The sequence below is a fragment of the Roseimicrobium sp. ORNL1 genome (genome assembly GCF_011044495.1).
Classification (GTDB): Bacteria; Verrucomicrobiota; Verrucomicrobiia; order Verrucomicrobiales; family Verrucomicrobiaceae; genus Roseimicrobium.
Map to the genome: position 1 here is coordinate 4,144,376 of NZ_CP049143.1, position 22,764 is coordinate 4,167,139.

General features: G+C 58.1%; 21 protein-coding genes. 9 read left to right on the forward strand and 12 right to left on the reverse strand.

Going from position 1 to position 22,764, the window contains the following annotated elements:
• The first annotated feature begins 18 nt into the window (after nt 1–18).
• On the forward strand, nt 19–234 hold the full coding sequence (locus G5S37_RS16810) for a hypothetical protein (protein WP_165205617.1): 216 nt from the start codon (nt 19–21) through the stop codon (nt 232–234).
• Between the two features lie 42 nt (nt 235–276).
• Here G5S37_RS16810 and G5S37_RS16815 read toward each other — a convergent pair whose 3' ends face one another.
• Nucleotides 277–1,017, reverse strand: coding sequence for a rhamnogalacturonan acetylesterase (locus G5S37_RS16815; protein WP_165205618.1), 741 nt, complete (start codon nt 1,015–1,017; stop codon nt 277–279).
• A gap of 195 nt (nt 1,018–1,212) precedes the next feature.
• On the opposite strand from G5S37_RS16815, the gene G5S37_RS16820 reads away from it, so the two are divergent.
• Together G5S37_RS16820 and G5S37_RS16825 are read left to right on the forward strand one after the other, a co-directional pair.
• Nucleotides 1,213–1,686: an SRPBCC family protein gene (locus G5S37_RS16820; protein WP_165205619.1), complete on the forward strand. Its 474-nt coding sequence runs from the start codon at nt 1,213–1,215 to the stop codon at nt 1,684–1,686.
• Between the two features lie 209 nt (nt 1,687–1,895).
• Nucleotides 1,896–2,468 carry a 2'-5' RNA ligase family protein gene (locus G5S37_RS16825; RefSeq protein ID WP_206026031.1) on the forward strand — a complete coding sequence of 191 codons (573 nt, stop codon included), beginning with the start codon at nt 1,896–1,898 and terminating at the stop codon, nt 2,466–2,468.
• Nucleotides 2,469–2,484: 16 nt separating this feature from the next.
• On the opposite strand, the gene G5S37_RS16830 is transcribed toward G5S37_RS16825, so the two are convergent.
• Both G5S37_RS16830 and G5S37_RS16835 read right to left on the reverse strand, forming a co-directional pair.
• The gene (locus G5S37_RS16830) at nt 2,485–3,888 is read right to left on the reverse strand and encodes a TonB-dependent receptor (protein ID WP_165205621.1); all 1,404 of its coding nucleotides are present in this window, start codon (nt 3,886–3,888) and stop codon (nt 2,485–2,487) included.
• 119 nt (nt 3,889–4,007) lie between these two features.
• Complete coding sequence (locus G5S37_RS16835; RefSeq protein ID WP_165205622.1) at nt 4,008–5,024, reverse strand: hypothetical protein; 1,017 nt, start codon at nt 5,022–5,024, stop codon at nt 4,008–4,010.
• A 162-nt stretch (nt 5,025–5,186) separates the two neighbouring features.
• On the opposite strand from G5S37_RS16835, the gene G5S37_RS16840 reads away from it, so the two are divergent.
• From G5S37_RS16840 to G5S37_RS16850, 3 genes are all read left to right on the forward strand, one after another.
• A complete protein-coding gene (locus tag G5S37_RS16840; RefSeq protein ID WP_165205623.1) occupies nt 5,187–6,086 on the forward strand; it encodes a GNAT family N-acetyltransferase in 900 nt (299 codons plus the stop codon).
• 342 nt (nt 6,087–6,428) lie between these two features.
• Nucleotides 6,429–7,487, forward strand: coding sequence for a regulator of G-protein signaling domain-containing protein (locus tag G5S37_RS16845; RefSeq protein WP_165205624.1), 1,059 nt, complete (start codon nt 6,429–6,431; stop codon nt 7,485–7,487).
• Between the two features lie 133 nt (nt 7,488–7,620).
• Nucleotides 7,621–7,950 (forward strand): H-type lectin domain-containing protein, encoded by a 330-nt coding sequence (locus G5S37_RS16850; protein ID WP_165205625.1) that lies wholly within the window; start codon nt 7,621–7,623, stop codon nt 7,948–7,950.
• Nucleotides 7,951–8,016: 66 nt separating this feature from the next.
• Here G5S37_RS16850 and G5S37_RS16855 read toward each other — a convergent pair whose 3' ends face one another.
• Entirely contained in the window at nt 8,017–8,607 is a 591-nt protein-coding gene (locus G5S37_RS16855; protein WP_165205626.1) for a hypothetical protein, read from the reverse strand.
• Nucleotides 8,604–8,855, reverse strand: a complete 252-nt coding sequence (locus tag G5S37_RS16860) for a hypothetical protein (protein ID WP_165205627.1) — start codon at nt 8,853–8,855, stop codon at nt 8,604–8,606. Before G5S37_RS16860 ends, G5S37_RS16855 begins: the two co-directional genes overlap by 4 nt.
• A 177-nt stretch (nt 8,856–9,032) precedes the next feature.
• Between G5S37_RS16860 and G5S37_RS16865 the strand changes: the two genes are divergently transcribed.
• Nucleotides 9,033–10,043, forward strand: coding sequence for a hypothetical protein (locus G5S37_RS16865; protein ID WP_165205628.1), 1,011 nt, complete (start codon nt 9,033–9,035; stop codon nt 10,041–10,043).
• Nucleotides 10,044–10,063: 20 nt separating this feature from the next.
• On the opposite strand, the gene rlmN is transcribed toward G5S37_RS16865, so the two are convergent.
• From rlmN to G5S37_RS16885, 4 genes are all read right to left on the reverse strand, one after another.
• The gene (rlmN, locus tag G5S37_RS16870; RefSeq protein ID WP_240914656.1) at nt 10,064–11,146 is read right to left on the reverse strand and encodes a 23S rRNA (adenine(2503)-C(2))-methyltransferase RlmN; all 1,083 of its coding nucleotides are present in this window, start codon (nt 11,144–11,146) and stop codon (nt 10,064–10,066) included.
• A 141-nt stretch (nt 11,147–11,287) separates the two neighbouring features.
• Nucleotides 11,288–12,085, reverse strand: coding sequence for a class I SAM-dependent methyltransferase (locus tag G5S37_RS16875; protein ID WP_165205630.1), 798 nt, complete (start codon nt 12,083–12,085; stop codon nt 11,288–11,290).
• A 313-nt stretch (nt 12,086–12,398) separates the two neighbouring features.
• Nucleotides 12,399–13,394, reverse strand: a complete 996-nt coding sequence (locus G5S37_RS16880) for a DUF262 domain-containing protein (RefSeq protein WP_165205631.1) — start codon at nt 13,392–13,394, stop codon at nt 12,399–12,401.
• Nucleotides 13,391–13,993 (reverse strand): hypothetical protein, encoded by a 603-nt coding sequence (locus G5S37_RS16885; RefSeq protein ID WP_165205632.1) that lies wholly within the window; start codon nt 13,991–13,993, stop codon nt 13,391–13,393. The genes G5S37_RS16880 and G5S37_RS16885 overlap by 4 nt, the downstream gene beginning before the upstream one ends.
• Before the next feature lie 426 nt (nt 13,994–14,419).
• On the opposite strand from G5S37_RS16885, the gene katG reads away from it, so the two are divergent.
• Both katG and G5S37_RS16895 read left to right on the forward strand, forming a co-directional pair.
• On the forward strand, nt 14,420–16,675 hold the full coding sequence (gene katG, locus G5S37_RS16890; RefSeq protein ID WP_165205633.1) for a catalase/peroxidase HPI: 2,256 nt from the start codon (nt 14,420–14,422) through the stop codon (nt 16,673–16,675).
• Nucleotides 16,676–16,804: 129 nt separating this feature from the next.
• On the forward strand, nt 16,805–17,824 hold the full coding sequence (locus G5S37_RS16895) for a hypothetical protein (RefSeq protein WP_165205634.1): 1,020 nt from the start codon (nt 16,805–16,807) through the stop codon (nt 17,822–17,824).
• A gap of 183 nt (nt 17,825–18,007) precedes the next feature.
• Here the strand turns inward: G5S37_RS16895 and G5S37_RS16900 are convergent, their stop codons facing one another.
• From G5S37_RS16900 to G5S37_RS16910, 3 genes are all read right to left on the reverse strand, one after another.
• Nucleotides 18,008–19,276: a hypothetical protein gene (locus G5S37_RS16900; RefSeq protein WP_165205635.1), complete on the reverse strand. Its 1,269-nt coding sequence runs from the start codon at nt 19,274–19,276 to the stop codon at nt 18,008–18,010.
• 65 nt (nt 19,277–19,341) lie between these two features.
• A complete protein-coding gene (locus tag G5S37_RS16905) occupies nt 19,342–20,724 on the reverse strand; it encodes a DUF1552 domain-containing protein (protein ID WP_165205636.1) in 1,383 nt (460 codons plus the stop codon).
• Nucleotides 20,714–22,714, reverse strand: coding sequence for a DUF1592 domain-containing protein (locus G5S37_RS16910; protein ID WP_165205637.1), 2,001 nt, complete (start codon nt 22,712–22,714; stop codon nt 20,714–20,716). The genes G5S37_RS16905 and G5S37_RS16910 overlap by 11 nt, the downstream gene beginning before the upstream one ends.
• Nucleotides 22,715–22,764: the final 50 nt, after the last annotated feature.

Consider the following 22,764-nt stretch of genomic DNA (forward strand, 5'->3'; position numbering starts at 1 on the left):
TGAAATATTGTCCGGACCATGCGAAGCCAGAAGCAAAACAACCGCTCGCCACGCCCCTTCAAGTTCAAAGGTTCGGAGCGTGGATGGTCCGGCGGACGAAAGAAGGACAATGCATTGCCCTTCCAGAAGTCTGCTCCAAAAGCCAATCAATCGGGTGGAGCCAGCACGGAGGCTCCACCAACGCCTCCGGAGAACGCTTCGTCAGGAGGCGGTGCCGATGGGAAGGCGGATTGATTGATTTCAGGCGGCAATGGATGCAGGCACTTCGGGCCTGCTTTACCGAAGCAACGCTCCGGCCTCAGGCGAGACCTTCTTCAATTCCTCCGCAATGACACCGGCGAAGACCTCGGCGCCTTTTGCATTCAGGTGCGTGCGGTCGGTTGCGCCAGGTTTGGGATGTGGCGGATTGAATTCATCCGCCTTATCCGGGCCCATCTCTTGTAGAACAGTCATGCTGCGGGAGAAGAGATCCACGAGGGGGACCTTTTCATCCGCAGCGGCCTGCTTCATCGCATCGGCATAGGGTTTCAGCTCACCCCGGAGCTTTCCATTGTCGAAGACACGCCGCGCCACGGAGGTGACGAAAATGGGCTGCGCACCAGTCTCACGTGCTTCCTTCACACATGCGATGAGGTTTGTCCGATAGGTGGTGGTGGGATCCGTCTCGCGATTCGGCCCCTTGCCGGGCATGTCATTGTGGCCAAACTGAATCAGCACGATTGCAGGCTTAGCGTCGAGAACCTTCTTCCAACGGCCGCCATCACGGAAACTCTTGGAACTCTGCCCTGACGAAGCAAGGTTCACACACTCCACCTCCGGTTTCAGCAATTTCGCAAAGGCTGCGCCCCACCCTGCGGCATCTGTGACAGTCGAGTCACCGGCGAGGACGATGCGGATCTTTGCATGCGTCTGTGCCTCTTGCTGCGAAGCCACCGGATTGGGTTCGGCTGCTGCCACCGTGTGCGCAGTGATGGCCAAGGCATAGAGGGACAGGCTGAGAAGAGATCTGCGAAACATGGAGGTCATAAGAGTCCGTAGGCGAAAGCGGCAACCCGGTAACGACTTCGTCACAGCGAATCTTCCGCTCGAATTTCCACCCACAGCATGCCGTTTCTGCAGCTAGCAGCAATTTTCTCACGATTCATGTCCTGAAGCGTTTCGGTCGTTCGTCACGAGTATGAATCCCGAAACCAAACCCAAGTCCATACCACCATGTCCACTGAAAATACCAATTCCGCCACCGGCACCGTCCGCCTTCACCGTGTGCTTGCTGCCAAGGTTGAGCGTGTCTTCCGAGCTTTCACCGATGCTGACGCCCTGGTAAAGTGGATGGCCCCGAATGGCTTCACCGCCAAGGTCCATCAAATCGACGTGAAGGTAGGCGGTATCTACAAGATGTCCTTCACCAACTTCAACACAGGCAACAGCCACTCCTTTGGCGGCACGTACCTGGAAGTGAAGCCGAACGAATTCCTGAAGTATACAGACAAGTTCGATGCTCCGAACATGCCCGGAGAAATGATCACCACCGTCACTCTGAAGGAAGTCTTCTGCGGCACGGAATTGAACATCACCCAGGAGGGCATCCCTGCCATGATTCCGGCAGAAGCATGTTACCTCGGCTGGCAGGAGTCGCTGTATCTCCTGAAACTGCTGGTTGAGCCAGAAATCCCCGATCAAGGTTGATCTGCCTCTGAGGTTGGGCGTGGGTGGCTGTGCCATTCACGCCCGGGTCATCACGTAGCGTCCTCCAACTTATGAAATACTGGCATTGGATGGCTTTCATGGCCATGCTGGCGAACGCCGCGCATGAACCACACAGCGCTGTTTTTCATCACGTACCAGATCACGTTCTGAATCCACTCTCTTGCCGCACACACATGCAATTGGAATTCATGACTGGCGCAGAACCCCAGCCGAGCACCCGCAGCCTATTTCTGGCTCTCTTCCCTGGTCACGCTACCATCCAGCACATCTGCGAACAGATGCCTGGCATCCGCCAGCAACACGGACTGACCAGCAAGATGCGACCTCTGGAACATTTGCATCTCACCCTGCATTGGATTGGCGACTATCCCGAAGTACCCGAGGACCTTGTCCAGATCATCGGACACGCTTGCAAGCAGGTCGCGAATCGTGTGAGTCCCTTTGAAGTCAAGCTGGATGAGGTCTTGAGCTTCCGCGGACGCCCCGGACGCAATCCCCTGGTCTTGTCAGGGACCGATGCCGACAATGCCAAGCTGACAAGCCTTCACCAGACTCTGCTGTTGGAATTGGCAAAGGTCCTTCCGCTAAAAAAAGGAGGCCTCAAATTTCACCCTCACCTGACGCTGCTCTACGACAAGCAGGGCAACATCAAAGCTCCCGCAAATCCCGTGACCTGGACTGCAGACGAGATTGTCCTGGTCTGCAGTGAGGTGGGCCACACCAAATATCACCGTCTGGGTGCGTGGAAACTCCAGGCATAACAAACAACGCCCTACCTCAGGCCCTGTACCCAAAGAACTGCCGTTCCACGATGATATCGGCCACTGCTTGTGGCACCATCTCCTTCCACGAGTCATCACCGGCGGCAATCTTCTTCAAGGCATCGCGTGAGAAGAATTTGAGGTATTCAGGGTTGTAGTTATCCAGTTCTACGAAACTGCCGCGGTCCGCGAGGTAACCGTAAAGTTTTTTCAACTCAGGAGCGACTTCGAGATTATTCACCGTGGTGATGCTATCGGAGCTTCCTGGTTGCAGCGGATACACGTAGAGCTTCAGATCATTTTTGAAGAGACGCCCGAACGACTCAAGGATGCCACCGGGCAAATTGGAATAATACTTCTCATCAAACAGCTCAATCAGGCTCGGCACACCCATCACAATGCCGATGCGTTCCTTGGTCCTCCAGGACAGGTAAGCGGCGAGCCGGTAATACTCGAAGTAGTCCGAGATCAGCACCGTCACGCCACAAGCTGCCAACACATCCGCCCTTGCCAGGAAGTCGCGTCGATCCACCTCATTGCCTTCAGAGAGCAGATTGCGCATCGTAAGCTCGAACACGGGAAGGACCTCCTTGCCCTTTACCGCAGGGTCCTGGCTGAACTTCTCCAAAGCACACTCCAGCATGTCCAGGTTCACATGCGTGGGAGGACGGAAGCTGCCGCGCTCCACCATGACGGCCTTCTTGTACAAGACGTCGGAAGGCTGCAGCACCTCCCCTTTCGCGCCGAACATGGCAGCACCGCTCAATCCTAGCTGCACGAGCTTCAGACTGATCAGGCGGTTGTCCACGGCGCGGAACTCGATACCGCGAAACTCGATGGCATCGATCTCGATGCGTCCAGTGGTCAGCTTGTCCAGCAGGCTTTCCACCAACTTCTCAGGATCATGATGCAGGAAGAAGGCGCCATAGAGCAGGTTCACCCCCACCACTCCCAGAGCTTCCTGTTGCAGGGCAGCCTCTGTATCCAGCATGCGCACGTGGATGCAAATCTGACTGGCTTCATCCCTGGGACGAGACTGGAACTTCAGGCCCATCCAGCCGTGGCATTCATTCCCCCCCTTGAAGCTGCGTGCGACCACCGTATCCGCGAAGGCGAAGAAAGCGGTGGTATCGCCACGCTTCTCACTCAACCGCTCCACATTCAGCTTGTACTCATAGTCCAGCATGGACTGCAGTCTGGAGCGTGAGACGTACCGCTCCGTGCCGCCGTAGATGGCATCACTCACCACCATGTCATAGGCAGAGATACTCTTCGCCACCGTACCGGCCGCACCACCAACACGGAAGAACCACCGCACCACCTCCTGCCCCGCGCCGATCTCCGCCAGGGTCCCGTACCAGCGTTTATCCAGATTGATCTTGAGCGCCTTCTGATGTGTATCCAGCTCCGCTTCCTTCATGCCGAAAGTCTAAGCGTGAAATGCGCTGATGCCAAGGAGGAGGCGATGCCATAAGAAACAGGGACCGGAAGTCAGGATGCTGTCAGGACTACCTATCGGCAAAGAGCTGCAGCCACCTCTCATTCCAACACCACGGTCTCCAATGCCTGAAGCATGGCTTTGGCATCGTCACCGTTGGGCTCATCCGTGAAGATGGTCATCACGAGGATGGTCTTCGGATTCGGTACCATGAGGCCAGTCAGCATGACCTTGGAATGCCCGGGCTCCATGGGCTTTCCAACAAGGCTGGCATCGGTGAAAGCGGCGATAGCGCCCATGCCTTGTTTGAGATTTAGTTCCTGGCACACAGCCTTGCCTTCCACCGAGGTACTCCACAGGCGCTGGGTGGCGCCTTCCACCGCCTGAATGATTGCTTCACGACCGGCCGGCACTCTCGGCGGTGTGGACAGAGTCATGAGGCAGCTGGAGTTGGGGTCCACGGGAGAGCGGAAGGACACGGTGAACATGTTGCTTCCCTCGCCCACGTCCTGCTTCAGCACATTGCCCGTGAGCCAGCCGGTGGGCGGCGAAAAGGTGAGCGTCCCCATCCCCTCCAGAACAAATTTCTCGGGTTCCCCTTTGGCAGCCTTCCAGGGTCCATGCGTAAGATACGGCGCGAACTGGCTCAGCCACTTGGTCTCCTCTTCCGTCGGGGAAATAATGGAGGCATGCACATCCACCCACCTGCCCTCGTGGACGAAGAAGCAGTTCACACTGTCCTGCACGAAGGGCGTGCCCTGGAGGGTGCCTTTCGATCGATAGGTGACGGCTTCACACGTGGCGTGCGTGGTTTTCTTGATGCTGTCTGCCACGATCACGGGATTCCGGCTGGCTTGTGCCCAGTAAAAATCCCTGCACGCCGCGTTGGTGGCGACTTTTGCTCCTTCCGGCGGAGGCTCCACAAAGATGCTGATATTGAACCTGCCTGCATTCCCACGAAACTGAAACGAGCCCCCGGCATAGTCGTTATCAGCATGCTGCAGCACAGGCCCCTGAAAGCTGATCTGCCAGCCAAGGCCAACGACCGGGACCTTGATCTCCGCAGCGGATGCCGCAGAGACCAATCCAAAGAGGAATAACAAGCAACGAAATCGCATGAGGTGAATGTGCAGGTGAAGAGTGAGGCGGCCCATCCTATCGAATATCCGGACACTACATCACAACACTCCTTCTTTGGCGATGCATTTGAATTCTGACACGCCTCCCACGAAGGCAACAGCTTGTCTTCTCGTGAGACACGGGCTTTGATAGTCGCTCGCATGAAGCACCTCTCTCCCACCTCCGACGCTGCACGCGCTCTCGCCTCTGGCCGTTATCGCATCCGCAAGCTGGATACTGCTGGCCTGGCAGCCGTGCCCATACCCTGGATGCGTGAGGCTGGCTGGAATCCCGGCCTGCATGATGCGGAGACCTTCATCACTGCCGACCCTGATGGCTTCCTGGTCGGTGAACTCGATGGCCAGCCCATCGCCACGGTCAGTGGTGTGCGCTATGATGACACCTTCGGCTTCCTTGGTTGCTACATTGTGCAGGAGCCCTTTCGAGGCCTGGGCTACGGCATGGCCATCCATGAAGCCGCGCGACGACATCTGGAAGGCTGCACCCAGGGTGGTGACGGTGTGCTGGAGAACGTGGAGAAATACAAACAAATCGGCCGCGTGTATGCCTACCGCAATGCGCGATACGAGGGCGTGAAGCAAACTCCTGACTGGAAGCCGGGCACGCCATTGAGCGACGTGCGCGAAGTGCCTTGGGAGAAAATCGAAGCACTGGATCGCGCGTGCTTCCCGGCGCCACGCAGTGCGTTCCTCAAGACATGGATCCACCAGGCCGATGCCTTTGCGCTCGCGGCAGCAGGTGCTGATTCGGCCGCAGAAGGATACGGCGTCATTCGCAAATGCTACAGTGGCTGGAAGATTGGTCCCCTCTTTGCGAAGGACGCCGAGACCGCAGAAAATCTGTTCCGCGGATTGGTGGATCGCATTCCTGTCGGAGATGCCTTTGTGCTGGATATCGCCGAGCCGAATGCAGCTGCCAGGGATCTCGTGGCCCGCTATGGCATGCGCGAGGTCTTCGCCACCGCACGCATGTACACGGGCCCTTTTCCCCAGGTCAATCTGGATTGGGTGTATGGCGTGACGACCTTTGAGCTGGGGTGAGGCAAGGATGGCAGTCTGAAAAGGGCATTACGCTCAAGCTGATACATTCGTTCCCCCCAAGGCTCTCCGGGGTGGCACTTCGCTGCCCTTGAGGGCTCCTCGCCGCCTTGCCATTTCGGGCCTTCGTGATTTTTGTGCCGATATCGTAACCTCGGGTGGGTTCTGTCGATCTGTTCAGTAAGAGCCCAAGCTGTCCGTGCCGGCAGCTACGCCTTCCCTTCCAACTTCTCCCATCGAGGAATCACGATGGCCCGTGTTGAGTTTTTCACTCCAACCCCACCTTCACGGCAGCAACCACGCCCCCTTGGCTGATCTGTCACTCACCCTCAAATCTCAGCCACCATGCCACACGAATTTAATACGTTGGACAGCGTCCTTGATCATCCCCAGATGCGCGGGGCACTCAGAAAGTTTCTTGCCTCTGAGTACTCCTCGGAGAATTTGCAATTTCTCGAAGCAGTGGAGGCCTTCAAGGCGGCCTGTCAGGACCCCAACGTGAGCGAACAGACGCTCCGCCTGCGTGCCACGCAAATCTCCACGCTCTTTGTGCAGCCAGGCAGCCCCAGTCAGGTCAATCTCTCTTCCGCCACCCTCGGAGTTGTGCAGACCGAACTCGGCAACCTTGCCACGAAGAACCGTGCCCAGCTGAGCACCACCTTCGACGCTGGATCTATGGATGTCTCCGACATGATGATGAGAGACACTTTTACGCGATTCAAGAAAAGCGAACTGTCAGGGAACACGGTGCAGAAGCTCGATGACATCGAGAATCTCGAAGCGCAGATGGAGAAGCTCAAGACGAGCAAATCTGAGCAGGCCAAGGCCATCTTCCAGGGTGGTGCTGGAAGGGCGAAACGGAATCTCCAGAGTCAGATTGATGAAGTGCGAACGAGCATCGACCAATCGATCCTCACTCAACCTTACGTGCTGCCCCAGCTGCCCGTCCCAGCCCAGGTTTTGCCCGCACCGCAGGTGCAGCAACAGCAACAGCAACAGCCGCCTTTGGTAGTGGCGCAACCTCCCCCTGTCGTGGGGGTACAGCCACCGCCGCCGCTCGTTGTCGCACCGCCACCTCCCCCTCAACCCGACCCTCTTCAGGTGGGAGACATGAGCATGGCGGAACTCGCCGGAATCCAGCAGGGCCGTGCCAGAGGCGTGGACCCCAGCGTGAAGCAACCCCTCCAGGTCGAGGACATGAGCATGGCAGAACTCGCCGGCATGCAGCAGGGCCGCTCCAGGGCCATGAATCCCAACGTGAAACCAGGGAGCAATTCGCTTCCTCCAAACGACCTGGGCAATGACTCACCCGGCACGCAGACGCACACGTCCGTCCGTGATTCCTTGGGGAAGAAGCCGGAGGCCCCCAACACAGTGAAACCGGGACAGCGGACTCACGTGTAGGGGCCTATGTCAGATTCAGAGTGAGGCACGGGATGCCAATGGCAGCCTGTGAGGAGATTTGCGAGTCAGCACCATTGTTGCCTTCGCGAATACTCTTCTGGCAGGAGTTGTGCTACCACTGTCACCCTACCCTATGCAATCCTCCCCCTGGAAAGTCCTCTCCTCTCATGTCAGCGCCGGCGTACTCACAGAGGGCTGGCAGCTCAATACCATCGAAGACGCGGATGGGGATGCGCCTCGCATCTGCACCTTCGAGGTGCCAGTGACCTTTGACGCTCCCTTCTATGCCCCGCCGGTCGTGCAATTGGGCCTCACCGGGTTCGACATCGACCAGCGCGACAGCGCACGTCTCACCTTGAAGGCCGAAAGCATCACGTCCGCGGGCTTTGTAGCCACCATCACCACCTGGGCGGGCACCCGCGTGTACGGGGCGGAGTTTCAGTGGCTGGCGATCGGTGCGTGAAGTGACTCTTCGGCTCCTCTGGGCTTGAATCACATCAAGCCCACCGCGCTGCGCTCCCCCAGCGCGCTACTTATAGTTGACGGTCAAACTCTGCACCCGGACGGAACCTGAACCCGTGATGGGCTCAATGCCAAAGGCAAGACCGTTGAACCATTCCTCGCCAGACACCTTGCCCTTGCCCTGGAGGAACGAGAGCGCTGCCTTGAAGTCGATTGAGCCTGCAGGAACTTCCGCGGACGGCAGGAACATGTAAAACGGTCCATGCGGCGCGGGCTGTACGGCGACTTTCCAAACCCGACCCGAGGCATCCGTGTAGGTGCCGAGTTGCTCACCCGCATTTACGAACTCCACCGCGGACTTCGCTGGTCGCAGGAAAAAACCGATTTCGGCGACCTTGTCTCCGCCAACACTTTTCGTCAGGAAGAACTCGGCCAGCACATTGAAGTCTCCCACAGGACGTGCGGCATCGAAGCCGTAGTTCACCTCCAACGCGCCGATGTCCTTCACCTGTCGTGGGGTGATGGGTGTCTGCGGAACACCACCGTCATAGCTGCCGAAGGACACGGCATTGTATCCGTACACTCCCGACTCTTTCGGGGCAGTGAGTGGCCAATACCAGGTGAACTCGACATTCGCAGGGAAGCTGTCCGGCTTCACCGCGATCTCGTCGGTGAAGTCGATGCCGTGTTTGAGGGACTTGCCGGCGCCAAAGTACGTGGACCATGGTCCCGCGTAGGGATGAAGCTGCCCTTGGTGTAGAACTCCTGATCCGCCAGGACCTTCGTCTCCTCCGCAAAGGTGGTCGTGGGTAACATGGACCAGGCCAGACTCGCCAGCAGGCTGGCCACCATGCCGAGTGAGGTCCCTGACTTCACCGTGTTTCGCAAGTTGAGCGCGCGTTTCATCGAGATGTGTGGTCTCCGTCGAACTATCGGAGACGGGTCGCTCTTTGTCCGCATGGCCTACCAAGGTCAAGGGAATAGTGCGGGTGCATGCAGACGGATGATGCGGCAACTCCGTGCCGGCCATCTTCTCCGCGAAAAGGCTTGAGTAGTGCCTTCAATCCATTTCACGATGCAGGCATGAATCTGCTTCAAAAAATCACCCTGGTTCTCTTCGCGGGCACCCCGGGATTGGCCTTCGGCTGTATCTGGGACAGTGATACCCTGGCATCCGAGAGCGCGCGGTTTCCTGATATCGCTGGGATCATGACGGGCATTTTCCCCCGCCATTCGAAGGAATATCACGAATGGCGTGTGAAGCAGAAAAAGCCGCTGGTGGACTCCGGCAAAGGGAGCGCCATGGACTTTGACGACCTTGCGGTGTCGCAGCACAAGCTGGGAGATCACAAGGCCGCCATCGCCACCATGATGGCGAAGGAGAAGCAGATACCGGGAAAGTATGAGACCTACTCGAACCTGGGCACCTTCTGCATCTACACCGGCGACCTTTTCGATGCGGTGAAGTGGATAGAAAAAGCGCTCTACATCAATCCCAATGCACACTTCGGTCGCGAGAAGTACCAGCGCTGGCTGGTGCTCTGGGTTCTGGAAAACAAGATGAACGTCAAGACCGATGAAGAGATAGCGGAAGAACGTCGCAGATCCTGGGACGGGAAGCCGGTGGGATTTGCGGCGTTCATCGCGCGGAAACAACTGGGCGACCTCTCTCCCAACTCGCAGACCCCTCTGAAGTTCACCGAGACTCAACGCCAGACCGCCATCGAGGGCGTGAAGGGCATGATGTACTTCGCCGACTTTGACAATCCCATTCTGCAGGAGGCGTTGGGAGATTTGCTGAGCTTCGGCAACATGGACGAGAACGCAGCGCAACTCGCCGGCCTGTGTTATCTCCACGCTTCTGAAAAGACTGCCGATCCGCTGGAAAAGGCCCGGTTGAAGAAACTGCGGGGCATGGTTCTCTCTTCGAGCCACGAGCGCGAAGAGGCCGAATCCTCGAAAACCCTCACCTACGCCCTAGAGAAGGGTCAGAAGCTCAACGCCGCTGTCCGTTCCGAGGAAATGGCTTGGATTTCCGCAGGTCAGGATGCCACGGTGGAGTTTCAGAAGAAGTATCTGCAGGCAGCCAGATGAACTGACGGTCTTTCTACTTTCTACACACGGCTCTCGTCCGCTGCGCGCCTTCTCAACTGCCCACACGCCGCGTCGATATCCGGACCACGTGCGCGGCGCAGATGCGCCACGGCACCGTGCTCACGTAATGTCGCGAGAAATGCTTCCGTCTGCTCCATGCTGCTGGGCAGGTAGGTGCGGCCTTTGAGGCTCAAGCCTGTTGGATTGTACCGGAGGAGATTCACGTGCATGCGCCGCCCTTGGAGCAGGTGGGCCAGTTCTCGAGCTTGAGCGAGAGAATCATTCACGCCCTCCAGCAGGCAGTACTGAATGGTGGTGATGCGGCCATTGCGTGCTTGATATCGATCCGCGGCAGCCAGCACATCCTGCACGGCGAACCTTTTGCCCATGGGCAGCAAGGCTGCGCGTGTCGCATCATCCGGCGCGTGCAACGACACCGCCAGATGCACGCCGAGGTCTGCTTCCGTCAATTCATCCATGGCGGGCACGATGCCCACCGTGGAGATGGTGACCTGCCGCCAGCCCAGGGCTCCGAGCTTGTTGTCGGCCATGCGGCGCACGGCCTCCAGCACGTTGCGCAGGTTCAGCATCGGTTCTCCCATGCCCATGAAGACCACCGTACGCAGGGTGCGTCCGGTCGCCTGTGCTTCCCGCCGGAGGTGGAGGAACTGCTCGACTATTTCACCGGAAGTGAGATTGCGCTCAAAGCCCGTCTGGGTCGTCGCGCAGAAGTCGCAGCCCATGGCACATCCCACCTGGCTGGAGATGCATCCCGCGGCTCTGTCGGCATGGTAATCCGGCATCAGCACGGACTCCACCGTGCGTCCATCCGGCAGGCGCAGCAGCAGCTTGCACGTGCCGTCTTCAGACACCTGACGCCGCGCCAGCGAGGCCGCTTCTCTGGGAAAGGTGGAAGTGACGTGCTCCATCAACCCCGCCGGCAGCCGGTCCTTGGGCAACTGCCCCCCGGCCCTCGCCCCATACACCTCCCGCAACACCGGGAGCGTATGCGTCGCCTTGTAGCCCTGCTCCATCATCCATGCCGTCAGCTCCTCCGTCGAGAGGTCTGGCAGGGAACGCAAGGCAGTAGCAGTGGCTGGCATGATCGGGGCGAGCAGCATAGCATCTCCCGCCGAGATTCAAAGTCCCCGAAACCCGGTCTGAGTCTGGCTCCCACGACTCATCCTCTCCTCATTTTGCATTTTTCATTTTCCACTTTTCATTTTGCATTCTCTTGAAGCTCCCTACCGAACCATCATCCACAACGTACTGGCCCCATGCCCCGGCGGGAAGTCGATCTGCGGTTGTCCCGCCACATAGTCGGCTACGAGACGCTGCTCTTTCGCGCAACGACGCGCCCGGCGCTCCAGGGATGCGGCATCGAGTTTGGTGCAGTTCGTGGAGATGAGGATCGCGCACTTTGGCATCGCCAGCTCCAGCGCCGCATTCAGCAGTTGCTCGAAATCATTCTCCACCTGCCAGCGACGGTTGTTCTTGCCGCGTGAGAAGGTCGGCGGATCGAGGATGATGGCGTCGAACCGTTCCTTGCGCGGGTCGAGCTTGGGCAGAAGCTCCAGCGTGTCCTCCGCGAGGAAGCGATGCCCCGTGTCCGAGATGTCATTGAGCAGGAGGTTCTGCCTGCCACGGTCCAGCCACTTGCGGGAGAGATCCACGCTCAAGGTTTCCGCGCCTCCGAGCGCCGCCACCACCGAGAAGCTGCAGGTGTGGGCAAAGGTGTTCAGCACGCGCTTCGGCTTCAGCATCCTGAGCCGCGCGCGATTCTTCCGCTGATCCATAAAGAGCCCGTGGCTGTACCCCGCCGCCATGTCGATGCCATAGCGAACCCCGCCCTCCGTCACCACCAGAGTCCACGGCAGCGCCGCATCTCCACTGTGCAACACCGGCGCGATGCGGTCCGCATTCTTGAGCGGCAGGAAGCGCGTGAAGATCCGTGCCGGCTTCCACCCGGACGCCGCGCTCTGTTCCGCCAGTCCCGCCAGGAGCACTTCGAGAGCTGCTTCGTTCTTATAGGAGACATTCACCACATCCCCCAACCTCTCCACCCACCCATCAGGCCCCGACCCCAGCCGATGCGCCGTCGTCCCCGCTTCCTCCAGCTTTTTACACTGATCAGGGGTCAGCCATGTCGGGGAAGAATCAGGTGAGGCGGGGCGAGAGTCATGAAGGGGGGGCACAAACACGGGGCATGGTGCCGTAGGATGCGCGGATGCGCAATGTTCATGACGCTGCCCTTTGATCGCGAAATGCGCCCGCGACGTCACTGCGCGCACGGCAATCAGCAACTCGCAACTTCCTGCCACTCGGAAAACTTTTCTGTAAATTGGTCCACGCCCGCTAGATGAGATCTTCAATTACCTCACCACGAGCAATCCGTCGTGAACGACTGTTACTCCCTTGGATCGCGGCTTTGTAGTACTTTGCACTCTCCACATCCAGGCTCGCATCATCAATTTCATCTCCATTCATAGTCGAATAGAAAGTTTTCAACCTCCTGGAGATAGCAGTCTTTTTAGGCACTAGATTTTCAGAAAAGTATTTTCGATCCAACTCAACGCACAAAGTAAAAAGGTCAGCCTTGTTCCAAACCCTACAACTGGGCTCAAAATTACACGAATCGATAAATTCAAAAGCGGAGTCTATACGCTTTTCAATCTCTCGCCCCTCCTCGAAAGTGTCATTGTAGGTTGCCAGAAACTCCTCAATTTTCGATGAATCATTGAAGTAACCCGACATCATCGTGGACATCAGCACAAGCGCGTACCGCAAATCTTGCATTCGCTTAACATCGCTCTGGCTAAAAAAATTGTGCCTTTCAAAGAAATCCTTCGACGCCACTTTGTCGCCCATTTTTTTGAACTCTCCCGCAAATCGAGAGTTGTCTATTTCCATCGCGTTTAAGGAATAGCTCGTGGAATTGATCGTTTGAAAAATCTTTTTAATCTCGTCAATTTTCAAATTCCCCAAATCCCTCACTACTACGTCGTACTGCAAAAAATTCTTCTTGGCGTCACTTGTAAGATCCGCGTACTTTTTCATCCCAGCGGGCAATTTGATATCACCCACATCTTTGAAGTAATGGAACAAGGTAGTGATTCGCTGCTGCCCATCCACCAAGTATTCCTTTGCCGCACCCGTATCTTCGTCCACTTCTCCTGCAGCTACGTAAATTTCGGGAAACGGATACTCGCTGAGCACCGTCTGAATGAAAGCGACCTTCTCTTTATTTGTCCACACAAGCCTTCGTTGAAAGTCTGGGCGAGAGATCAGGGTTCCGCTCTCTAAACCAAGAATCAGTTCTCGAAGCTTTTTATTAGTCGCTACTGTTTTCATTTTCTCTTCAAAGGGAGGTTCTTGCACTGGTTAATCGCTTTCAACTGGTACTTCTCGAGGAAGTCCCAGCTTTTGTACAAGCCCGCATTTATGGATATCCCCCCATATTTTCGAGACTTTGTAAGTCCGTTGAAGAATTGAAACCACGCTTTACGAACATGAAATTCAAAAGGAAGCTTGTCGGGCCTGATCCAACCATTGAACAGATAGTTCTTAAAATCAGCCTCTGTATCCCAAATGGGTTTGGTTTTTCTAAACTCGTGAACCTCGGTCCAAATTTTATCAAAAAGTGAGGCCGAGATTATGGCCATGTCGTAGTCCGACTCATCCCCAAATTCTCTGAACCTAGGCTTTTGTGGTTTTTCTGTAATGCCAAAACCAAGCTTGCCCGAGCCCACCATGACAATCTCGTTGGGATAGAGGGCAAAGTTATCCGCGATCTCTTGCTTCAATTCATAGTAGCGCTCATGCTCAAGAGAGTAACATTCTCCAAAAAGCACGTGTTTTCTGAGAACTGTTTGGGCAGAATTATCCGCGAGATCGCTTTTAAATTTTCCAATTCTTTGTTCTATAGAAGTGGCCACGGCAGTCCTCAGCATTTGGTATATGCCGTTTCAAAATTTTCGCAAGATAATTTACGCAATGCTGGCCGTACCCGGGACAAGTTCCGGCTCACTGACAGAGATTAGCAGTCAAGGGCAAAACGCGGTAAACGGAATCTATTAGTGCAACTCATTTCCTAGGGTGACTCTCGCTACGCTCAGACACGACAGACCACCGGTGTACGCCTCACCTCATAGGCAACACCTATGGTAACAATAGGAACTATTTAGATTACTTCTACCTGCCATGCTTCAAGTTGGCGGTCCGCTCCTCAAAACCGTGCTGCTTTCGCAAAAGACTCTGCATGGATTCTTTTCATCAATTGCGTCACTGCGTTGAGTTTGCAAAAGTGTCCGCTCGTTCTTTGTCTCTTCTTTTCTTTTTCTACTTGTCACCCTTCCATCCACACCACAAGCCAAACCATGAGCACTGAAGCCAAATGCCCCGTCCTTCACCAAACTGCCGGTGGAGGCACCACGAACCGCGATTGGTGGCCGAACCAATTGAGGCTCGACCTGCTGAACCAGCACTCCTCCAAGTCCAACCCGATGGACAAGGACTTCAACTATGCGGAAGAGTTCAAGACGCTCGACCTTGCGGCGCTGAAGAAGGATCTCGCGGCGCTCATGACGGACTCGCAAGACTGGTGGCCGGCGGACTTCGGCCACTATGGTCCCCTCTTCATTCGCATGGCGTGGCACAGCGCCGGCACGTACCGCACGGGCGATGGCCGTGGCGGTGGTGGTCGCGGACAGCAGCGCTTCGCTCCGCTGAACAGCTGGCCGGACAACGTAAGCCTGGACAAGGCGCGTCGCCTTCTCTGGCCCATCAAGCAGAAGTACGGTCGCAAGATTTCCTGGGCGGACCTGATGATCCTCACGGGCAACGTCGCTCTCGAAACGATGGGCTTCAAGACCTTCGGCTTCGCCGGTGGTCGTGAAGATGTCTGGGAGCCGGACAATGATGTGTACTGGGGCCGTGAGACCACCTGGCTCGGTGGCGATGTGCGCTATGCGCATGGCTCGCCCGGCGTGGTGGAAGACCACGCGGTGCTCGTGTCTGATGACGATGCAGACGGCAAGGTCCATGGCCGCAACCTTGAGAACCCTCTCGCCGCCGTGCAGATGGGCCTCATCTACGTGAACCCCGAAGGTCCGGATGGCAATCCCGACCCGCTGCTCGCTGCGAAGGACATCCGCGACACCTTCGGCCGCATGGCCATGAATGACGAGGAAACCGTGGCGCTCATCGCCGGTGGTCACACCTTCGGCAAGACCCACGGCGCAGGCCCCGCGGACAACGTCGCGGCCGAACCCGAAGCTGCTGGCCTGGAAGAACAGGGCCTCGGCTGGAAGAACGCCTACGGCTCCGGCAAGGGTGGCGACACCATCACCAGCGGTCTGGAAGTCACCTGGACCACGACGCCCACCAAGTGGAGCGGCAACTTCTTCTGGAATCTCTTCAGCTTCGAATGGGAGCTAACGAAGAGCCCGGCTGGCGCGCAACAGTGGCGCCCCAAGAACGGCGCCGGTGAAGGCACCGTGCCGCATGCGCATGACAAGTCCAAGCGCATCGCCCCCGCCATGCTCACCACGGACATCGCCCTGCGCGCTGACCCCGGCTTCGAGAAGATCTCGCGCCGCTTCATGGAGAATCCGGATCAGTTCGCGGATGCCTTCGCTCGTGCGTGGTTCAAGCTGACGCACCGCGACATGGGCCCGCGCGCCCGCTACCTCGGACCGGAAGTGCCCGCTGAGGAACTCATCTGGCAGGACCCCATCCCCGCGGTGAATCATCCGCTCGTGGATGACAAGGATGTCGCTGCTCTGAAGAGCAAGATCCTCGCCTCCGGCCTCACCGTGTCTGAACTGGTCTCCACCGCGTGGGCTTCGGCCTCCACATACCGTGGCTCCGACAAGCGCGGCGGCGCGAACGGCGCACGCATTCGTCTTGCTCCGCAGAAGGATTGGGAAGTCAACAATCCCGCTCAACTCGACAAGGTGCTCAAGGCACTTGAAGGCATCCAGAACGAATTCAACGGCGCTGCGAGCGGTGGCAAGAAAGTCTCCCTCGCCGACCTCATCGTGCTGGGTGGCAGCGCAGGCATCGAGCAGGCCGCGAAGAATGCCGGCAAGGACATCACCGTTCCCTTCACTGCGGGACGTATGGATGCCTCCGCCGAGCAGACGGATGTGGAATCCTTCTCCGTGCTGGAACCCATCGCCGATGGCTTCCGCAACTACCTCAAAGGCCGCTACACCATCCCTGCGGAAGCCCTGCTGGTGGACAAGGCGCAGCTGCTCACCCTCACCGCTCCTGAGCTGACGGTGCTCGTAGGTGGCCTGCGCGTGCTGAACATCAATGCCGGCGGCGTGAAGCACGGTGTCTTCACCGACAAGCCCGAGGCTCTGACCAACGACTTCTTCGTGAACCTGCTCAGCATGGACACGGAGTGGAAGCAGGTCTCCCCTTGCGGCAATGCCTTCGCGGCCATCGATCGCAAGACCGGCCAGCCCAAGTGGACCGGCACCCGCAACGACCTCGTCTTCGGCTCGAACTCCGTCCTCCGCTCCCTCGCGGAAGTGTATGCATGCTCCGACTCGCAGGACAAGTTCCTCCAGGACTTCGTCGCCGCCTGGACCAAGGTGATGAACCTGGACCGCTTCGACGTGGCGTAAGCAAGCTTCGAGCTTGCTGCTCTAACGTTCAATCCGACGCCCCGGACTCGCAAAGGTCCGGGGCGTTTTCGTTTCGGAAGATGGAATCCGTTTGCAATTCAAAGGGGTTTCACGAAGCCTTGCTGAATCATGAAGACGTTACGCTCCCCTTTTTCGCGGCTGGCTACTGCACTGGTCAGCACCTTGTTCGCCTGTGCCCTGCAAGCACAGACGCTTCCGGACAAGCCTGTCGTCTCCGGCACGTTCCTCGGTGACGGCAAGGATGGGAAGATCCAGCATCTCGTGGTACAGACGCGCGAGCCTTTCAGTGACCAGCCCGCCATCCGCCTGGTGTTTACGGAGAAAGATCCGTCCTCATCCAAGAAGCCGGACTTCGACGCCGCTTTCAAGAAGCTGGGAAGCGCGCTGATCATCAGTGTCCATAAAGACGGCGGCATCTTCGGCTGCGATGTCGCTCACACCGCGCACTCGAAATCCCCTTTTTCTTCCATCGGCAAGATCAAGATGAAGGAGTTCAAGGTGACGGAGACACATGTTTCCGGGACGTTAAGCACAGACGGCACCCAGGATTTCTTTGATCAAAAGTGGGATGTCGAACTCACGTTCTCCGCACCCCTACCGAAGGGAGCGTTCGCCGGCGAAGAGGAACCCAAGCCTGTTCCTGCCTCCTCATCCAAGAAGACCGCTCAGGAAGACGACAACGAAAAGCCAGCCTCCACCGGACCGAAGCTGGCGGTATCGCAGCTTCCCCTTCCCACAGCCGCACGCGACGTGGAGTACAAGAAAGTGGTGGGGCACATCGTGTTTCGTGCCGATGAAAGCGTGAGCGCCGTGGCAACCGACTTCTCCAAGAAGCTGAAACAGCAAGGTTGGCAGGACACGCCCGGCAGCTTGATTGGCAAGACCAATGCCATCCTTAAACGCAAGCTCAACGGCGCTGACCTGACAATCATGATCCAGCCTGAGGGCAAAGGCTGCACCGCGAAGGTCTTCACGCAGGGACTCGATTGGTCCTCGCCTCCTGCTGCTACCACTTCCAGCAGCTCTTCCACCCCACCTACCAAGGGCAGCGACGTGAAGGATATCGAAGACGAAGCCAACAAGCTACTCAACGACGCGCTGAAGAAGATTCCGGGTGGTCTCAAATAGCCCCTGTTACGAGAAACGGGGCTTTGCCAAAGTGGCTCACGCTGCCCTCAGCGTGAACTGATGCAGGATCCCTGATCTCGCCATCATCCAAGCACTACGCACAGAGACGCAGCGTCGGGAACGCAACCGACCGCCTTGAGATTGATCGCTCCACCGGCGAAAATATTCTCCACTGGCATCTTCCTACTTCGCCTGGGGATGTGTCGGCACATCGTGAATCACAACACCGTCCCGCGTTCCAGCAAGCACCGATGCCCTGGGCACAATCGCCGTGCAGATGGCTCCTCGGAAGTTCACCCCATCGGGAGCCAGTCCAGCGACCTTCATATTACGACCGTGATCGTAGGTGACGATGTAATTGCCCGTTGGCTTGCCATCTGAACTCCGGTCAATCGACACCACGAAATTCGCCATGTGCGTGCCCACGGGCGGCTCTCTCGGGTCAAACACCACCGATGCTCTCGTGCCATCTTTGCGAAAGATGGTAAGCGCGCCCTGCATGCGGCCACGAGTGGGATTGTGTGCCACCACGACATCTCCATCGTGGTCCACCATCATGCCGTTGATCACGTTCTTGAGCTTCGGCACGCCTTCCGGCTGGTAGGGCACACCCCAGGTTCCCTGGCGTCCACGTTCCTTGCTGTCACACCAGTACATGCCGGACATGGCGCGGATGAGCATGCGATAGTGCCCCTGTCCCAGTGAGACAATAAAGGGATCGCAGAAGCCGCTGTTGTCGTTGGTATCCGGGAGATCAGGAAGCTGGGAAAGCAACTCAGGTGCAATGATATCACCCTCCTTGAGCGCGAGCTTCCACAAGCGCACGCCATCGTAGTCATGTGAAATCGCAGTCCCCTTTCGCAAACTCACAAAGCTGGGTAGCAACACGTCCGAGCCCACCACGGTAGGCACACCCGCAGTGCCACGCCCAATGTAGCAACTGGGTCCCACGGCAAAGGTACCTCGTGTGCCCTTCTGCGAATTCCGCACCACGCAGCCGTAGAGGCTGTACCAGCCACGCTGAGGTCGTCCTCCGTGCACGGTGGAGAAGTAAACGATGGCATCACCATCCGCTGTCTGTCCGATGCGGGGATCCACCATGCCGCCTGGAGCTTCAGGCGCGGGAGGTGGCACGAGGAAGAAGCCGATGTTCAGAGTCTTCCCCTTATCATCGGAGTAGTAGAAGGTCAGGTAGTTGGGTGGCCCTGCGCCATCTGTACCAGGAGGCACATTGTTTCGACCATAGGCTACATAACAAATGCGACCATTCGGCAACACCGTGCTCATCACGTAGAGCCGCGAGACGTACTGATCGTACGCGGCATCCGTGGAAACCACGAGAGGTGGCAACGCGCCGGCGGGTGGCAGTGGCGGCAGTGGCTTTTCAGCGAACGCACTCGCTGTCGAAACAAGCGCCAGCGCCAGGGCAATGTACGAGCGCAGTTGCATCATGATCCTTCTTGTCGGCCAACGTTTACCTCGACCGTACCATCCATGCGCGACAATCACATCGTTCCTCAAATCCCCACCTTCATCTCCGAAATCTGCTTCGTCGCGATGCCAATGGGACGATCCAGCGGGACACCAGCGCACGCGAGCAGCGTAGTAAGCAGGTCGCCTTGATTGCCCTTGGTATTGGGCAGGAATTTTCCGGTGTTGATGGTGCCGCCGCCTTTGCCGGCGATGATGAAGGGCAGGTTTTCGCGGGAGTGCTTGTTGCCGTCTTCGAGACCCGAGCCCCACATCATGATGCAGTTGTCGAGAAGGGTGTCCTCGCCTTCGCGGAGAGTGGCCATCTTCTTCACCATGTAGGCGAACTGGGAGATGTTGAAGGCGGTGATGGCGGCGACTTTGCCAGACTTCACGGCTTCGTTGTTGTGATGGGTCTGCGAGTGATGCGTGTCGTTGAAGCCAAGCTCGGGATAGGACACCCCATTCGGCGTGGAGCCGATGTAGGTGCTCACGCGCGTGGTGTCAGTCTGGAAGGCCAGCACATTGAGATCACACATCACCTGCATGTACTCACTGCGCTTGTCGCCCACGGGAATCTTGATTTCAATGGGAGGCGAATCGGAGGCCTTCTTCTTGCTGGAAGCCATGCCGGCCTTTTCCATCGCGGCTTCTTTCTGGCGATACTCAATGGCGGCGATGCGGCGCTCCACGGCGCGCACGCTGTCGAGGTATTCATCCAGCTTGTGCTGGTCCATTTGAGGAAGCTTGCGGCGCAGATCCTTGGCGCCACCGATCACGAGGTCCAGCATCTGCCGATCCAGCGGGTCTGCCTGGAGTGACTGGCCGGGTTTATCCGACTTTCCGAAGAGGCGGTTCAGCACGCTGCGGGGATTCGTTTCCGCAGGCAGTGCCTGGGTGGGTGAGCGATAGCTGCAGTGTGAGTAGTAGCCCTCGTTCAGCCCTTCCTGATTCTCCTTGTGGGTCTGGGGCATGGTGGCCAGCTCCAGGGACGGCAGGGACGTGAGCGCGCCCACGTAGTTCGCCGCAATCTGGTCCGCGGAGATGGCGATGTTGATCTCGCTGCGACGATCCGCATCCGGGAGCTGGGCAGTGAGCCAGGTGGAAAGCTCCAGCGCATGAGGCGCTCCATTGAAAGGCGAAATCGGGATGCCCGAGATGCCTTTCATCATCAGACACTGGTCGAGCACGGGGCGCAGAGATTCCAGTGCGGGCGGTGGCGCGGTGAGGAAAGTCTCCGGACTGGTGGGCCAGAACTGATCCATGATCACGCCGTGCGGCATGTACATGAAGCCGAGGCGCACAGGTGGCTTGGCCACTTTCCCTTTCACTGCGGAGGCCCAGCCCATGGATTCCATGAAGGGCAGCGCGAGAGACACTCCCAACCCTTTCAGGGCGGTGCGGCGATCGATGCGGGCGTTATTTCGCATTGGGCTTGGGCTTGGGGGTGGCAGGGTCTTGAATGCGGTAGTTGACGAAGGGATAGCTGGTGACGACCTCAGCGATGAGAGTCTGCATGCGGTAGCCATCCTTGGCGATGGTCTCCATCATGCGCTCCACCACGATTTCGTCATAGCCTTCCAACTGTCGGCACAGGGCGTAGGCCAGCAGCTTCTGGGTAAAATTACGCGCGAGATCCGCGGATCGTGCAGCGATGATGCCTTTCAGCTCCTTCGGCGTGGAGAAGTGCTTTCCGCCAGGAAGCTCGCCTGCGGCATCAATCGCACCACCCGCATCGTCCTTGTCACGCCAGCGTCCGATGGCATCGAAGTTCTCCAGTCCGAAGCCGATGGGGTCGAGAATCTTGTGGCAGTTCGCACACGTGGCGTCCGTGCGGTGCAGTTCCGTGCGCTGGCGCAGGGTCAGGTTGGCCACGGTCTTGTTGTCCTGCTTTTCCAGCGCCGGGACATTCGGCGGCGCGGAGGGAATATGTTCCCCCAAGACCTGCTCCAGCACCCACACACCACGCCGCACGGGACTGGTGCGATTCGGGAAGGAAGTCGTCGCGAGGATGCCGGGCATGCCGAGGATGCCGCCGCGGTTGGCATCGGTGAGCTTCACCTTGCGCATCTCGGACCCAGAGACGGATTTTTCCATGCCATACAGGGCGGCAAGCGTTCCATTGAGGAAGGTGTAGTCACTGTCGATGAAGCCGACCACGCTCCGGTTCTCCCGAACAATGCTCTCAAAGAACAGGCGCGCTTCGTCATACATCGCCTGGCGCATCTCGGCCGTCATCTGGGGGAACTTCGCCGGGTCAAACGTCTGGTCTTCCAAGGCGCCGAGGCCCAGCCAATGCGCGCCAAACCCATCAAACAGCGCGCGAGCGCGCGGATCCTTGAGCAGGCGCTTCACCTGCGCTTTCAGGATTGCAGGCTCGCGTAGTTTTCCCGCATCGGCCAGGGCCGCGAGCTCTGCATCCGGCATGGTGGCCCACAGGAGATAGGACAGTCGCGATGCGAGCTGATAGTCATCCAGCGGCAACATGGTCTTCCCCGGATCCGCTTCCTTGACGGGCGTGATGAAAAGGAACTGCGGTGATACCAGGACCGCCTTCAGCATGAGTCCCAGAGATGCCTGGTGGTCGAGCTTGTTCTTCTGCGCGAGGTCATACACGTTCAGGAGTACCGCCACCTCTGCATCTGAGGCAGGTCTGCGATACGCACTGCGGGCGAGTGAGCGAGCGGCCTTCCCCGCTTCCAGACGAAGGTCTGCGCCAGCGGCAGGCAGCGCACCGAAGAGGCGCTGCTGCACTACGGTGGGTGGCGCACCTTTCGGCGCCATGACCTGACGCAGCACTTCATTGGCAATGCCGAGGAATTGCTCCGACTGCAGCGCAGAAAGCGTATTCAGATAGCCCTCGCCAGCCACTTCATCCGGCAGGTCCTCTGCGATCTTCGCATCGACTCCAAAGAGGTCACGCAAGGTATTGCCATACTCCACCTTCGTCAGGCGACGAATGACAAAGGGACCGGGATCCTTGGGGCTGAGATATTTGATGGTGCCCATCCACTCCAGGAACTTCTGGCGCTCCTCCTCCGTGGGCTGGGCATCCGCATCATCCGGCGGCATGTCATGCGCGCGCACATTGGCGATGGCCTTCTTCCACTTCTTGCTGGCCGCGGCATTGCCGGGGTTTTTGATGGCCGGGGAGAAGGTAAGCCCGCCCTTCATCTTCTTGTCCCCGTGGCACTCCGTGCAATACGCCTTGAAGAAGGGAACGATGTGCTCGCGGAAGGACCTACGGGCATCGGCTTGTTGCGCGGCAAAAGCGACATCAGCATCGACAGCGGGGCCGGGGGCAGGGGCAGATGTAGGAGCAGGTTCGGCAGCCGCCCGACAAGGCATGGCCACTGCGAGCGCAATGGCCAGGAGAGTCATGGGCATCACGCCGCTGCTGAAAAGTCGGGGGGGTGTCATTCTATTCTTAATCTCCAACTGGGAGCCGTGATTCCTACGGATGCTGGTAC

Bases quoted from the DNA above. Each gene is read 5' to 3' on its own strand.
- G5S37_RS16810 (WP_165205617.1), top strand. From the start codon at position 19: ATGCGAAGCCAGAAGCAAAACAACCGCTCGCCACGCCCCTTCAAGTTC.
- G5S37_RS16815 (WP_165205618.1), bottom strand. From the start codon at position 1,017: ATGTTTCGCAGATCTCTTCTCAGCCTGTCCCTCTATGCCTTGGCCATC.
- G5S37_RS16820 (WP_165205619.1), top strand. From the start codon at position 1,213: ATGTCCACTGAAAATACCAATTCCGCCACCGGCACCGTCCGCCTTCAC.
- G5S37_RS16825 (WP_206026031.1), top strand. From the start codon at position 1,896: ATGACTGGCGCAGAACCCCAGCCGAGCACCCGCAGCCTATTTCTGGCT.
- G5S37_RS16830 (WP_165205621.1), bottom strand. From the start codon at position 3,888: ATGAAGGAAGCGGAGCTGGATACACATCAGAAGGCGCTCAAGATCAAT.
- G5S37_RS16835 (WP_165205622.1), bottom strand. From the start codon at position 5,024: ATGCGATTTCGTTGCTTGTTATTCCTCTTTGGATTGGTCTCTGCGGCA.
- G5S37_RS16840 (WP_165205623.1), top strand. From the start codon at position 5,187: ATGAAGCACCTCTCTCCCACCTCCGACGCTGCACGCGCTCTCGCCTCT.
- G5S37_RS16845 (WP_165205624.1), top strand. From the start codon at position 6,429: ATGCCACACGAATTTAATACGTTGGACAGCGTCCTTGATCATCCCCAG.
- G5S37_RS16850 (WP_165205625.1), top strand. From the start codon at position 7,621: ATGCAATCCTCCCCCTGGAAAGTCCTCTCCTCTCATGTCAGCGCCGGC.
- G5S37_RS16860 (WP_165205627.1), bottom strand. From the start codon at position 8,855: ATGAAACGCGCGCTCAACTTGCGAAACACGGTGAAGTCAGGGACCTCA.
- G5S37_RS16865 (WP_165205628.1), top strand. From the start codon at position 9,033: ATGAATCTGCTTCAAAAAATCACCCTGGTTCTCTTCGCGGGCACCCCG.
- rlmN (WP_240914656.1), bottom strand. From the start codon at position 11,146: ATGCCAGCCACTGCTACTGCCTTGCGTTCCCTGCCAGACCTCTCGACG.
- G5S37_RS16880 (WP_165205631.1), bottom strand. From the start codon at position 13,394: ATGAAAACAGTAGCGACTAATAAAAAGCTTCGAGAACTGATTCTTGGT.
- G5S37_RS16885 (WP_165205632.1), bottom strand. From the start codon at position 13,993: ATGCTGAGGACTGCCGTGGCCACTTCTATAGAACAAAGAATTGGAAAA.
- katG (WP_165205633.1), top strand. From the start codon at position 14,420: ATGAGCACTGAAGCCAAATGCCCCGTCCTTCACCAAACTGCCGGTGGA.
- G5S37_RS16895 (WP_165205634.1), top strand. From the start codon at position 16,805: ATGAAGACGTTACGCTCCCCTTTTTCGCGGCTGGCTACTGCACTGGTC.
- G5S37_RS16900 (WP_165205635.1), bottom strand. From the start codon at position 19,276: ATGATGCAACTGCGCTCGTACATTGCCCTGGCGCTGGCGCTTGTTTCG.
- G5S37_RS16905 (WP_165205636.1), bottom strand. From the start codon at position 20,724: ATGCGAAATAACGCCCGCATCGATCGCCGCACCGCCCTGAAAGGGTTG.
- G5S37_RS16910 (WP_165205637.1), bottom strand. From the start codon at position 22,714: ATGACACCCCCCCGACTTTTCAGCAGCGGCGTGATGCCCATGACTCTC.